General features: G+C 53.1%; 13 protein-coding genes. 6 read left to right on the top strand and 7 right to left on the bottom strand.

Annotated elements, in window-relative coordinates; all coding sequences use genetic code 11:
• Window positions 1-38: 38 nt before the first annotated feature.
• A complete protein-coding gene (trmL, locus tag J4650_RS14500) occupies window positions 39-512 on the top strand; it encodes a tRNA (uridine(34)/cytosine(34)/5-carboxymethylaminomethyluridine(34)-2'-O)-methyltransferase TrmL (RefSeq protein WP_000932336.1) in 474 nt (157 codons plus the stop codon).
• A gap of 67 nt (window positions 513-579) precedes the next feature.
• Here trmL and J4650_RS14495 read toward each other — a convergent pair whose 3' ends face one another.
• A complete protein-coding gene (locus J4650_RS14495; RefSeq protein ID WP_001537635.1) occupies window positions 580-1,584 on the bottom strand; it encodes a LacI family DNA-binding transcriptional regulator in 1,005 nt (334 codons plus the stop codon).
• 318 nt (window positions 1,585-1,902) lie between these two features.
• Here J4650_RS14495 and J4650_RS14490 point away from each other — a divergent pair, with 318 nt between their 5' ends.
• Window positions 1,903-3,099, top strand: a complete 1,197-nt coding sequence (locus tag J4650_RS14490; RefSeq protein ID WP_001218249.1) for an L-talarate/galactarate dehydratase — start codon at window positions 1,903-1,905, stop codon at window positions 3,097-3,099.
• A gap of 73 nt (window positions 3,100-3,172) precedes the next feature.
• Entirely contained in the window at window positions 3,173-4,483 is a 1,311-nt protein-coding gene (locus tag J4650_RS14485; protein ID WP_001092104.1) for an MFS transporter, read from the top strand.
• Between the two features lie 82 nt (window positions 4,484-4,565).
• Here the strand turns inward: J4650_RS14485 and cysE are convergent, their stop codons facing one another.
• The 5 genes from cysE to J4650_RS14460 all read right to left on the bottom strand — a co-directional run bounded on the left by cysE (window position 4,566) and on the right by J4650_RS14460 (window position 7,763).
• On the bottom strand, window positions 4,566-5,387 hold the full coding sequence (cysE, locus tag J4650_RS14480; protein WP_001112114.1) for a serine O-acetyltransferase: 822 nt from the start codon (window positions 5,385-5,387) through the stop codon (window positions 4,566-4,568).
• Between the two features lie 77 nt (window positions 5,388-5,464).
• Window positions 5,465-6,484 carry an NAD(P)H-dependent glycerol-3-phosphate dehydrogenase gene (gene gpsA / locus J4650_RS14475; RefSeq protein WP_001076596.1) on the bottom strand — a complete coding sequence of 340 codons (1,020 nt, stop codon included), beginning with the start codon at window positions 6,482-6,484 and terminating at the stop codon, window positions 5,465-5,467.
• On the bottom strand, window positions 6,484-6,951 hold the full coding sequence (gene secB / locus J4650_RS14470) for a protein-export chaperone SecB (protein ID WP_000003370.1): 468 nt from the start codon (window positions 6,949-6,951) through the stop codon (window positions 6,484-6,486). The genes gpsA and secB overlap by 1 nt, the downstream gene beginning before the upstream one ends.
• A gap of 43 nt (window positions 6,952-6,994) precedes the next feature.
• On the bottom strand, window positions 6,995-7,246 hold the full coding sequence (gene grxC / locus J4650_RS14465; protein ID WP_001273795.1) for a glutaredoxin 3: 252 nt from the start codon (window positions 7,244-7,246) through the stop codon (window positions 6,995-6,997).
• Window positions 7,247-7,331: 85 nt separating this feature from the next.
• Entirely contained in the window at window positions 7,332-7,763 is a 432-nt protein-coding gene (locus J4650_RS14460; RefSeq protein WP_001156179.1) for a rhodanese-like domain-containing protein, read from the bottom strand.
• Between the two features lie 247 nt (window positions 7,764-8,010).
• Here J4650_RS14460 and gpmM point away from each other — a divergent pair, with 247 nt between their 5' ends.
• The 3 genes from gpmM to J4650_RS14445 are packed head-to-tail and all read left to right on the top strand — an operon-like array spanning window position 8,011 to window position 11,814.
• Window positions 8,011-9,555 (top strand): 2,3-bisphosphoglycerate-independent phosphoglycerate mutase, encoded by a 1,545-nt coding sequence (gene gpmM / locus J4650_RS14455; protein WP_000116576.1) that lies wholly within the window; start codon window positions 8,011-8,013, stop codon window positions 9,553-9,555.
• A gap of 33 nt (window positions 9,556-9,588) precedes the next feature.
• Window positions 9,589-10,848 (top strand): murein hydrolase activator EnvC, encoded by a 1,260-nt coding sequence (gene envC, locus J4650_RS14450; RefSeq protein ID WP_058814511.1) that lies wholly within the window; start codon window positions 9,589-9,591, stop codon window positions 10,846-10,848.
• Between the two features lie 3 nt (window positions 10,849-10,851).
• Complete coding sequence (locus J4650_RS14445) at window positions 10,852-11,814, top strand: divergent polysaccharide deacetylase family protein (protein WP_001135518.1); 963 nt, start codon at window positions 10,852-10,854, stop codon at window positions 11,812-11,814.
• Here J4650_RS14445 and J4650_RS14440 read toward each other — a convergent pair.
• Complete coding sequence (locus tag J4650_RS14440; RefSeq protein ID WP_023993472.1) at window positions 11,801-12,835, bottom strand: glycosyltransferase; 1,035 nt, start codon at window positions 12,833-12,835, stop codon at window positions 11,801-11,803. The two genes, J4650_RS14445 and J4650_RS14440, sit on opposite strands and share 14 nt — an antisense overlap.
• Window positions 12,836-12,965: the final 130 nt, after the last annotated feature.

Here is a 12,965-nt window from a genome sequence, read left to right as displayed (position 1 = left end):
ATTTCTGCTATTCTGCCCCCCGCATTTAAGGGGGCATCATGCTTAACATCGTACTCTTCGAACCAGAAATCCCGCCGAATACCGGCAACATCATTCGTCTTTGCGCCAATACCGGCTTTCGTCTGCACATCATCGAACCGATGGGGTTTACCTGGGATGATAAGCGCTTACGCCGCGCAGGGCTGGACTATCACGAATTCGCCGCGGTTCAGCGCCATCACGATTATGCCGCCTTTGTCGCCGCCGAAAATCCACAGCGCCTGTTTGCGTTGACGACAAAGGGTACGCCCGCCCATAGCGCCGTAAGCTATCAGGATGGCGATTATTTGATGTTTGGCCCGGAAACGCGCGGCCTGCCCGCCAGCATTCTCGATGCGTTGCCTAAAGAGCAGAAGATTCGCATTCCGATGATGCCGGATAGCCGTAGCATGAACCTGTCGAATGCGGTGTCGGTGGTGGTGTATGAAGCGTGGCGCCAGTTAGGATACTCCGGCGCGGTATTACGGTCGTAATATATTCAATGCCGGATGGCGGCTGACGCCTGATCCGGCCTGGCCGATCCCGATGGCATGTTCCCGTTTATGCGGACTCTCGCTCAATCAAATGAAAGCCAATATCCACAATAGCTTCTGCGCACGGTTTCTGTTCAATACGATCGGCCAACAGCGTAGCGGCGCGCTGGCCAATGGCGCGTCTGTCAACGCTTACGGTAGTAATTGACGGTCGATTGCTGGCGGCAAAATCAAGGTCGCCAAAACCAATAACCGCTAAATCATGCGGGATGCGCAAACCACGGCTTTCCGCCTCCATCATCGCACCCTGTGCCAGGGTATCAGAACTGCAAACAATGACATCAAACGTCCCTTCGTCAAAAAGCTGGCTTAAACCGCTGCGCCCCAGCGAAAGCGATGCCGGAAGGGGGACATCTACCTGCGGTACGGCATGAATAGCGTGGCGTTGAAGAACACTACATAACCCCTGCTTACGTTGCGCGGCTCGGCGATCGGCGGTCCACAACAAGCCGGGACGACGATAGCCCTTACTCAGAAGATACTCCCCCGTCGCCTGCCCGACTTTTTCATGGGAAAAACCGACCAGCATATCAAGCGGCGTGGGCGTTAAGTCCCAAATTTCCACCACCGGAATAGCCGCGTTCAGGATGACCTTTTTCAGTTCTATCGTGTGATGGATCCCGGTAAGCACCACGCCATCGGGGCGGCGGGAAAGCAGTGTCGCCACCAATTCCGCTTCCGTTTGTTCGGTATATCCCGCCACGCACAGCAATATGTGATATCCGCGTCGGGCCAGTTCATCGCTCAGCGACTGGATGGTATCGACAAACATGTTGTTGTTAATTTGCGGCACGACGACAGCGATTAATTTACTCCGTCGCGACGCCAGACCACCGGCTAACGCGTTGGGTATGTAGCCTGTGACGCGAACCGCCTGCATGACTTTCTCAACCGTTTTGGGGCGAACCAGTTGTGGCGAATTCAATGCCCGGCTGACTGTCATCGGAGACAGCCCGGCGCTACGTGCTACATCTTCCAGCGTCGGCGCACGAGGTGATTTGGTTCTCTTCACGTCTGATGCCCCTGCAAAGATTGGCTGATTTATCCGCGCATTATTCATCATGCCTGCGGCTATTGCCAGCTTCGCATCAGGAAAGGCCGTAAATACAGTAGCTTATCAAGCTCAGTCATTACAAAATGATAGCGCCATCATTTTGTATTATGCATTTCCCCAGATATTTTTGGATCGTGATCCATTTTGCAATAAATCCTGCTTTTTATACGACATATGTGATCAAATGTTCAAATCAACATCAACTTTCTGGATCCTGTGTTCGCTTAATAATAAAAATGTTAGCGCAATCATTTTGTGATTATCAGGAGAAAAAAAATGGCTTTAAGCGCGAATTCCGACGCCGTAACGTATGCAAAAGCGGCGAATACCAGAACCGCGGCAGAAACCGGCGATCGTATCGAATGGGTGAAGCTATCACTGGCTTTTCTACCGCTGGCGACGCCAGTGAGTGACGCGAAGGTACTGACCGGTCGCCAGAAACCTTTGACCGAAGTGGCAATCATCATTGCCGAAATCCGCAGTCGCGATGGCTTTGAGGGCGTTGGTTTTAGCTACTCTAAACGTGCTGGCGGCCAGGGTATTTATGCTCACGCCAAAGAGATAGCCGACAATCTACTGGGCGAAGATCCCAATGATATCGACAAAATATACACCAAGCTGCTGTGGGCCGGAGCCTCGGTGGGGCGTAGCGGGATGGCGGTACAGGCTATCTCCCCTATCGATATCGCCTTATGGGATATGAAGGCTAAACGTGCCGGTCTGCCACTGGCAAAACTGTTGGGCGCGCACCGCGACTCCGTTCAGTGTTACAACACCTCAGGGGGGTTCTTGCATACACCGCTCGATCAAGTGCTGAAAAATGTGGTGATTTCCCGCGAAAATGGCATTGGCGGTATTAAGTTGAAAGTCGGACAACCCAACTGCGCTGAGGATATTCGCCGCTTAACCGCAGTACGTGAAGCGCTTGGGGATGAGTTCCCGTTAATGGTTGACGCTAACCAGCAGTGGGATCGCGAAACGGCTATCCGCATGGGGCGTAAAATGGAACAGTTCAACCTTATCTGGATTGAAGAACCATTAGATGCTTACGACATCGAAGGCCACGCCCAGCTTGCTGCCGCGCTGGATACGCCTATCGCCACCGGGGAAATGCTGACCAGTTTCCGGGAACACGAGCAGTTGATTCTGGGCAATGCCAGCGATTTCGTTCAGCCAGATGCGCCGCGTGTCGGCGGTATCTCTCCTTTCCTGAAGATTATGGATCTGGCGGCGAAACACGGGCGTAAGCTGGCGCCGCACTTTGCGATGGAAGTACACCTGCACCTTTCCGCAGCGTATCCCCTGGAGCCGTGGCTGGAACATTTCGAGTGGCTGAACCCATTATTCAACGAGCAACTTGAGCTGCGCGATGGCCGCATGTGGATTTCCGATCGTCATGGTCTGGGTTTCACGCTCAGTGAACAAGCGCGCCGCTGGACACAATTAACATGTGAATTTGGCAAACGCCCTTAACCCGACTGGCGGGAATCCGTCCCGCCTCTCTTACCTTACAGGATGCATTCTGCCCTTATCTGAGGAGTAGATAATGAACACAATAATAAAGCGCACAAAAGTGCGTCATACCATTCTTATATTTTTATTTCTTGCTACCGTATTTAATTATGCGGATCGCGCAACTCTATCCGTAGTTGCCCCAATAATGAGTAAAGAATTAGGTTTTGATCCGGAAGCGATGGGCCTGGCCTTCTCCTCATTTGGTATCGCCTATGTCATTATGCAACTACCCGGTGGTTGGCTATTAGACCGCTACGGTTCACGACTGGTTTACGGTTGCGCATTGATTGGCTGGTCGTTAGTAACCATGTTTCAGGGAACGATCTATCTGTATGGCAGCCCATTAATTGTACTGGTTATTCTACGTCTGCTGATGGGCGCGATTGAAGCGCCTGCCTTTCCGGCGAACAGCCGTTTAAGCGTACAATGGTTTCCCAATAATGAACGAGGTTTCGTTACTTCAGTTTATCAGGCTGCGCAATATATCTCGCTGGGCATTATCACCCCGCTAATGACGATCATTCTGCATAATTTAAGCTGGCATTTTGTCTTCTATTATATTGGCGCTATTGGCGTGATGCTCGGTATATTCTGGTTAATGAAAGTCAAAGATCCGATGCACCACCCAAAAGTTAATCAAGCGGAAATTGACTATATTCGTAGCGGTGGTGGCGAGCCCTCTCTGGGCTGTAAAAAGGAGCCGCAGAAAATAACGTTCGCGCAGATTAAAACCGTCTGTGTTAACCGGATGATGATCGGTGTTTACATCGGGCAATTCTGCGTCACCTCTATCACCTGGTTCTTCCTGACCTGGTTCCCGACCTACCTGTACCAGGCGAAAGGCATGTCGATTCTGAAAGTCGGTTTTGTGGCCAGTATTCCAGCCATTGCCGGTTTTATTGGCGGCCTGCTCGGCGGCGTGTTCTCCGACTGGCTACTCAAACGCGGCTATAGCCTTACCGTCGCGCGGAAACTGCCTGTTATCTGCGGTATGTTGCTCTCTTGCGTAATTGTGATCGCCAACTACACCTCTTCAGAATTTGTGGTCATTGCGGCGATGAGTCTGGCCTTTTTTGCCAAAGGGTTTGGTAACCTGGGCTGGTGCGTACTCAGCGACACCTCGCCGAAGGAAGTTCTGGGTATTGCCGGCGGCGTATTTAACATGTGCGGCAATATGGCAAGCATCGTTACGCCTCTGGTCATCGGCGTGATTCTTGCCAATACTCAGTCGTTCGACTTTGCCATTTTATACGTTGGCTCGATGGGACTTATTGGTCTCATTTCATATCTGTTTATCGTCGGCCCGCTGGATCGCATCACGCTGACATCATCCGCAGCCTGATTGTCCACATTGCGAATTCTTCGCTCCGCTGTTCCGGGATTGCACTCCATCGGAACAGCGTTTTTTAGTTGTACCGCGCAATTCAGATGCCGTCGCCATACTCAAACGTATGGTGTAGCCCGTTGAAATGCTGGTCCATATCCATCGACGGCTTATCGCTGCCCGGCTTGCCGACAATACGCGCCGGAACGCCTGCGGCGGTAGTGTGCGGCGGGACAGGCTGTAAAACGACGGAACCTGCGCCAATTTTCGCGCCGCGCCCCACCTCGATATTGCCGAGAATTTTCGCGCCCGCGCCAATCATCACGCCTTCGCGGATTTTAGGATGACGATCGCCGCTCGTTTTCCCGGTACCGCCCAGGGTGACGGATTGCAGGATCGACACATCATCTTCAATAACCGCCGTCTCCCCCACCACAATACCGGTGGCATGGTCGAGCATAATCCCGCGGCCAATTTTCGCTGCCGGGTGAATATCCACCTGAAACGAGACTGAAACCTGATTTTGCAGGAAGATAGCCAGCGCGCGGCGACCTTTATTCCACAACCAGTGACCAATGCGGTAGGCCTGTAGCGCATGAAAGCCTTTCAGATATAACAGCGGCGTGGAGTATTTATCCACCGCCGGATCGCGAGTGCGCACGGCCTGAATATCGCAGGCTGCCGACGCGATCATTTCCGGGTCGGCGGCATAGGCTTCTTCAACTACTTCACGGATAGCGATAGCGGGCATGATGGGCGAAGCCAGTTTATTTGCCAGCATATAGCTCAGCGCACTGCCCAGATTTTCATGCTTGAGTAGCGTGGCGTGATAAAAACTGGCCAACATAGGCTCACAGTCAGCTAAAGCGCGGGCTTCAGCTTTAATATTCTTCCAGACGATTTCCAGTTCTTCACACGGCATGGCTTACTCCAGACGGGCAGAAAACGACCAACCCGTTCTGTGCGGGTTGGGTCGTTTATGCAAACAGTTCCTTACGGCTAGTGGCGACTCAGCTCTTCCTTGCGGGCGCGACCTAATAACGTTAATGCTGCCTCGCGCGCGTTTTTTCCGCAATACAATACTTGATAAATTTCCTCGGTTATTGGCATTTCAACACCAAAACGGTGCGCCAATTCACGAACTTCTTTCGTATTGCGATAGCCTTCGACCACCTGGCCAATCTTATCCTGCGCGCCTTTAACGTCCATGCCCTGGCCAAGCATCATGCCAAAACGACGGTTGCGCGACTGGTTGTCGGTACAGGTCAGCACCAGATCGCCTAAACCCGCCATCCCCATAAAGGTGGCGGGATCGGCACCAAGCGCTGCGCCAAGCCGCGACATTTCGGTCAGTCCACGCGTGATTAGCGCCGTGCGGGCGTTCGCGCCGAAGCCGATGCCGTCAGACATCCCCGCGCCAATCGCAATCACGTTTTTCACCGCGCCGCCAAGCTGCACGCCGATAAAATCCGCATTGATATAGACGCGAAAACTTTTTCCGCAGTGCAACAGTTGCTGGAGATCGTCGGCAAAGGTCTCATCGGTTGAGGCCAGCGAGATTGCCGTCGGCAAACCCGCCGCCAGCTCTTTAGCGAACGTCGGACCGGAAATCACCGCCAGCGGGATTTGATCGCCTAACGCCTCGCGAGCGACATCCTGCAACAGGCGCCCCGTTTCCGCTTCCAGGCCTTTGGTCGCCCATACCAGACGCGCATCCGGACGCATCAGCGGTTTAATCTGCCGCAGCACGTCGCTGAAAACATGGCTTGGCACCACTACCAGAATGTTACGACTGGCCGCCAGCGCGGTTGCTAAGTCGCTTTCCAGGTGTAACGTATCGGGAAAAGGCACATCGGGAAGGAACGCGACGTTGCAGCGATCGTGCTCCAGGGTCGCGATATGTTTTGGGTCGTGGCCCCACAGGACAACCTGGTGGCCGTTTCTCGCCAGAGTGATGGCAAGAGCGGTGCCGTACGAGCCGGCACCGATGACTGTCATTGACGCATTACTTTGGTTCATCAGGCATCCTGATGTTCTTCAGTACCTTCGCCAGCCTGCTGCTGCAAATAGTTCATGAACAGCGCATCAAAGTTGACCGGCGCAAGGTTCAGTTGCGGGAACGTACCGCGTGAAACCAGGCTGGTGATGCACTCGCGAGCATACGGGAACAGAATGTTCGGGCAGTATGCGCCCAGGCAATGCGCCATCTGAGTACCTTCAATACCGCTGATGGAGAAAATACCGGCCTGCTGAACTTCGCACAGGAACGCGGTTTCTTCCCCCAGGGAAGCCGTTACGGTAACACGCAGCACAACTTCATAAACGTCATCCGCCAGTTGGGAAGATGCCGTATCAAGATCCAGTTTAACCTCTGGCTGCCAATCTTTCTGGAAAACATGCGGTGCGTTTGGCGCTTCGAAAGAAACATCCTTGGTATAGATACGTTGGATCTGGAAAGCCATTTCAGTGTTATTTTGTTCTGACATGTGTAAAACCCTTTAGTGTTGTCCTTAAATACTTGAGTACGCCTTAACGCAACAGCGGATCCAGTCCACCACGCGCATCCAGCGCATACAAGTCGTCACAACCGCCAATGTGCTGTGCATCAATAAAAATTTGCGGAACCGTCGTTCGGCCACTACGTTTGATCATCTCTTCACGCTTCACGGCGTCGCCGTCAATCGCAATTTCCTGGAAACTCACGCCCTTGCTGTTTAACAGCGCCTTTGCACGATGGCAAAACGGACAGGTTGCTTTGGTGTAGATTTCAATATTGGCCATGACTTCGCTCCTGTTTTTTACCCGATGGATTTCATGTCGACGCAAGGGCAAGTCATTCCCCTTGCGTCATGAAAACGACGGGTAATCACTTACCGCGCACCAGAGGCAGATTCTCGCCGCTCCAGCCTGCTACGCCTTCTTTCAACACAAAGACCTTTTCAAAGCCGGCTTTTGTCAGCGCGTTAGCGGATTCCTGGCACTGCATACCTGAACCGTCGACCACGATAATCGGCTTGTCTTTGTGCTTTTCCAGTTCGCCAACATTGTTGGCTTTGATTTCGCTCGGCAGCAAATTGGTCGCGCCAGCGATATGGCCTTTACGGAAATCGTCACGTTGACGTAAATCCACAACAACGGCGTCCTCTTTGTTGATAAGGCGCGTGGCTTCGCCGCGTGTAATCACCTTAACTTTTGAAGTCAGACCTTTGAACGTGGTAAATAAAACCGCCACCAGTAACGCAATCCAGGCGATACTCAGTATGGGATGACGGCCAACAAATTGCATAATTTCTTGCATGGGGGGTAACAACTCCCGACGTAGTGATTAAAAAACCAGGAAAGGAGTATACCTGTGCAGTGGCGCAAATACAGCCAGAGCGTGCACTGGAATGCATTTTTGCGGGGCGCTACGAAAAAAAATCACGCTATTACTTGCCTTCTCACGCCAGCGCGATCCCTTTCTTTGATCTTCTGAGGCTATTTTATCGATTCAGCTGTAGTAAAATTACGCAATTATTTTGTCTATTGAGTATGAGGTTGTCGCAATGTCGGTTTCTAAAAAACCTATGGTACTGGTGATTCTGGATGGCTACGGCTACCGTGAAGAACAGCAGGATAACGCTATCTTAAACGCCAAAACCCCGGTGATGGATGCTCTGTGGGCAAAACGTCCGCATACCCTGATCGACGCATCTGGTCTGGAAGTGGGTCTGCCTGACCGCCAGATGGGCAATTCCGAAGTGGGCCACGTGAACCTGGGCGCAGGCCGCATCGTTTATCAGGACCTGACGCGTCTGGACGTTGAAATTAAAGAACGTACTTTCTTTGCTAACCCAGTCCTGACCAATGCGGTAGACCAGGCGAAAAACGCCGGTAAAGCGGTTCATATTATGGGTCTGCTGTCCGCGGGCGGTGTCCACAGCCACGAAGATCACATTATGGCGATGGTGGAACTGGCCGCAGAGCGCGGCGCAGAAAAAATCTATCTGCACGCCTTCCTCGACGGTCGCGACACGCCGCCGCGCAGCGCTGAAGCCTCGCTGAAAAAATTCGAAGACAAATTCGCCGCGCTGGGCAAAGGCCGCGTGGCGTCTATCGTCGGTCGTTACTACGCTATGGACCGCGACAACCGTTGGGATCGCGTGGAAAAAGCGTATGATCTGATGACCCTGGCCCAGGGCGAATTCCAGGCGGATACCGCTGTGGCTGGCCTGCAGGCCGCTTACGCTCGTGATGAAAACGATGAGTTTGTCAAAGCGACCGTTATCCGCGCCGAGGGCCAGGCTGATGCGGCGATGGAAGACGGCGACACGCTGATTTTCATGAACTTCCGCGCTGACCGCGCGCGCGAAATTACCCGCGCTTTCGTTAATGCTGATTTCGACGGCTTTGCGCGTAAGAAAGTGGTTAATCTGAACTTCGTGATGCTGACCGAATACGCCGCCGACATCAAAACTGCCGTTGCCTACCCACCAGCGTCGCTGGCGAATACCTTTGGCGAATGGATGGCGAAAAACGACAAAACTCAGCTGCGTATTTCCGAAACGGAAAAATATGCGCACGTAACCTTTTTCTTTAACGGCGGCGTAGAAGAACCGTTTGCTGGCGAAGAGCGCATTCTGATCAACTCCCCGAAAGTGGCCACTTATGACCTGCAACCGGAAATGAGCTCTGCAGAATTGACTGAAAAATTGGTCGCGGCGATCGAAAGCGGTAAGTACGACACCATCATTTGTAACTATCCAAACGGCGATATGGTCGGTCATACCGGCGTGATGGAAGCCGCCATCAAAGCGGTGGAAGCGTTGGATAACTGCATTGAACAGGTAACAAAAGCGGTTGAGTCCGTTGGTGGACAACTGTTGATTACCGCGGACCACGGCAACGCGGAGCAGATGCGCGATCCGGCGACCGGTCAGGCGCATACCGCCCACACCAACCTGCCGGTGCCGCTGATTTATGTCGGCGAGAAAAACGTGAAGGCGGTTGAAGGCGGCAAACTTTCAGACATTGCGCCTACCATGCTGTCGCTGATGGGGATGGAAATCCCGCAAGAGATGACTGGTAAGCCGCTGTTCATCGTGGAATAATCCCTCCCCATGAGGGGAAAGGCGATTAACACCATTCAACAGGCCGTGAAACCAAGAACGTTTTCAGTCAGGCCTTTGTTCTACGCCAGCGTACTTAGCGCTGGCGTATTGTTGTGCGCCTTTTCCGCCCACGCGGATGACCGCGATCAACTCAAATCTATTCAGGCCGATATCGCCGCGAAAGAACGCGACGTACGCCAGCAGCAGCAACAACGCGCCAGCCTCCTGGCACAACTTAAAGCCCAGGAAGAGGCCATCTCGGCCGCAGCACGTAAGCTGCGCGAAACGCAAAGCACCCTGGATCAGTTAAACGCGCAAATTGATGAGATGAACGCCTCAATTGCCAAACTGGAGCAGCAAAAAGCCAGCCAGGAGCGTAATCTCGCCGCACAGTTGGACGCCGCTTTCCGCCAGGGCGAACACACCGGCATTCAGCTTATTCTTAGCGGAGAAGAGAGCCAGCGTGGGCAACGCCTGCAGGCCTACTTCGGCTATCTGAACCAGGCGCGCCAGGAGACTATCGCCGAACTGAAACAGACTCGCGAACAGGTCGCCACACAAAAAGCCGAGCTGGAAGAGAAGCAAAGCCAACAACAAACGTTGCTGTATGAACAGCGCGCTCAGCAGGCCAAGCTGGAGCAGGCGCGTAATGAACGTAAGAAAACGCTTGCCGGACTGGAGTCGTCTATTCAGCAAGGCCAGCAACAGTTAAGCGAACTGCGCGCCAACGAATCACGCCTACGCAACAGTATCGCGCGGGCGGAAGCGGCGGCCAAAGCGCGAGCGGAGCGTGAAGCCCGCGAAGCGCAGGCGGTACGCGATAAGCAGCAGGAAGCCTCGCGTAAAGGCAGCACCTATAAGCCGACGGAAAGCGAGCGTTCGCTAATGTCCCGCACCGGCGGTCTGGGCGCGCCTCGCGGTCAAGCATACTGGCCGGTACGCGGCCCGATATTGCATCGCTATGGCGAACGGCTGCAGGGTGAGCTACGTTGGAAGGGGATGGTGATCGGCGCGTCGGAAGGCACCGAGGTCAAAGCCATCGCCGACGGCAGGGTGATTCTGGCGGACTGGCTGCAAGGCTATGGCCTGGTGGTGGTCGTGGAGCATGGTAAAGGCGATATGAGCCTTTACGGCTATAATCAGAGCGCGCTGGTCAGCGTAGGCGCGCAGGTGCGCGCCGGACAACCTATCGCCCTTGTGGGCAGTAGCGGCGGTCAGGGCAGACCCTCGCTTTATTTCGAAATTCGTCGCCAGGGTCAGGCCGTCAATCCACAGCCGTGGTTGGGAAGATAAGTTTTGCCTCAGTTTCGTCGCTCCATTCTCACGCTGGCCACTTTGCTGGCGTTTGCACATCCCGTTTTCGCTGGCAAGCTCGCCATCGTGATTGATGATTTTGGCTATCGCCCGCATACGGAAAACCAGGTTCTGGCGCTGCCGCCAAACATCTCCGTCGCCGTACTGCCCAACGCGCCGCACGCGCGCGAAATGGCAACTAAAGCGCACAATAGCGGGCATGAGGTGTTAATCCATCTGCCGATGGCGCCGTTAAGCAAACAGCCGCTGGAGAAGGATACGCTGCGACCAGATATGAGTAGCGATGAGATCGAGCGCATTATCCGCGAGGCGGTAAACAACGTGCCGTATGCCGTTGGGCTTAATAACCACATGGGCAGCGCAATGACTTCCAGCCTGTTCGGTATGCAAAAAGTTATGCAGGCGCTGGAACATTACAATCTCTATTTTCTCGACAGCATGACGATTGGCAATAGCCAGGCGATGCGCGCGGCATCCGGTACGGGTGTGAAAGTGATCAAGCGCAAAGTGTTCCTCGACGATACGCAAAACGAGGCGGATATCCGCCGTCAGTTTAATCGCGCTATCGAACTGGCCCGTCGCAACGGTTCCGCTATCGCGATTGGTCATCCGCATCCCGCAACGGTTCGCGTGCTGCAACAGATGGTTTATCGCCTGCCGGCGGATATCACCCTGGTACGTCCAGGCAGCCTGCTCAACGAACCGCAGGTAGATACGTCCCGACCTGGTGTAACGCCGCAGAAAATTGACGCGCCGCGCAATCCCTTTCGCGGCGTGAAGATGTGCAAGCCGAAAAAACCGCTGCAACCGGTCTACGCTACGCGCTTTTTCAGCGTCATCGGCGAGAGCATTACGCAAAGTTCCGTGGTTACCTGGTTTCAGCACCAGTGGCAAGGCTGGGGGAAAATCGCCGCGCCTAAAAACGTGAGCGCTAAGACAGATTGAGCGCCTTACGGGCCATACGACGGTGCGACAAGGTTTTGTCGCGCCATTGCCACAGCCGGAAAGACCAGAGCAGCGTCTGATAAGCCGCTTTCGCGCTGCGGACGTTAGCCATCATCCGTCTATACATGCCAGAAGTAAAAATTTCGGCAATCATACGCTGGCGGGTCAAAATATCAGGCTCTTTACGTACCGCATGACAAACGCGTAACGCTTCCCAGGTAATTTGCTGGCGAAATTCCGGGTAAATCGGAATACGACGGGCATAATCACGATTGAGCTTTTCTAATAATCGCGTAATTTTAATATAATGCCGCTGATAATTAAGATTTTTATTGCCTTGTCTTTGCAAACGGCTTACCGAATTATCATGCAGGAAATATTTATATAATGATTGTTCGGTATAACGTACGCGCGTGGCATTAAACATAACTTCCGTCGACCATAATATGTCCTGATGATGTAGTCCGGGAACGAAAGTAATATTGTTATCGGTAATTAACGCACGTCGATAAACGCCCATCCAGACAACATGCATCCAGCGCCGCGAGGCCAACGCCATACGCAACCAATCCGGTCCGCTTAATACCCCGGTGGAACGCAGACGATCGGTCAGAATAGATTGCCAGGCGTGCCCGGTTTTTCGGACGCACCAGTCCGCATTACACTGCGCAACGTCCAGATCATCGTTAAGCGCCATAGTCATCAGCGTTTCATACATCTTCGGGTAGACCTGGTCATCCGCATCGACAAAGGCGACATAATCGCCGGTCGCCGCTTGCAGGCCAAGATTACGGGCGACAGATGCGCCAGCATTGGCCTGATGAAGCAGTCGAACATATGGGTAATGTTCCGCGTAATGTTTTGCTATCTCAACGGAATGATCTGTCGATCCATCATTCACAATAATAATTTCCAGCGCCGACCACGTTTGCGCGATTAACGACGCCATGCAAGCATTAAAATCCGCTCCCGCATTATATAACGGGACAATGATACTCACTTTGGTTTTACTATTTTTCATAACGATTACCAGAAAAACCTTAATTTACCCTGCCTTTATACTGTGGCTCTATTAAGAAACTATTAAGCCGCCATAATTAATTTTTACAGTAAAAAGCAAGCACAAAACTCAGAGTAGAGCGTGACGTTAG

The sequence above is a fragment of the Salmonella sp. 32120201201600049SM genome (genome assembly GCF_017572835.1).
Classification (GTDB): domain Bacteria; phylum Pseudomonadota; class Gammaproteobacteria; order Enterobacterales; family Enterobacteriaceae; genus Salmonella; species Salmonella enterica.
This window is presented reverse-complemented; position numbering and strand designations above follow the sequence as displayed.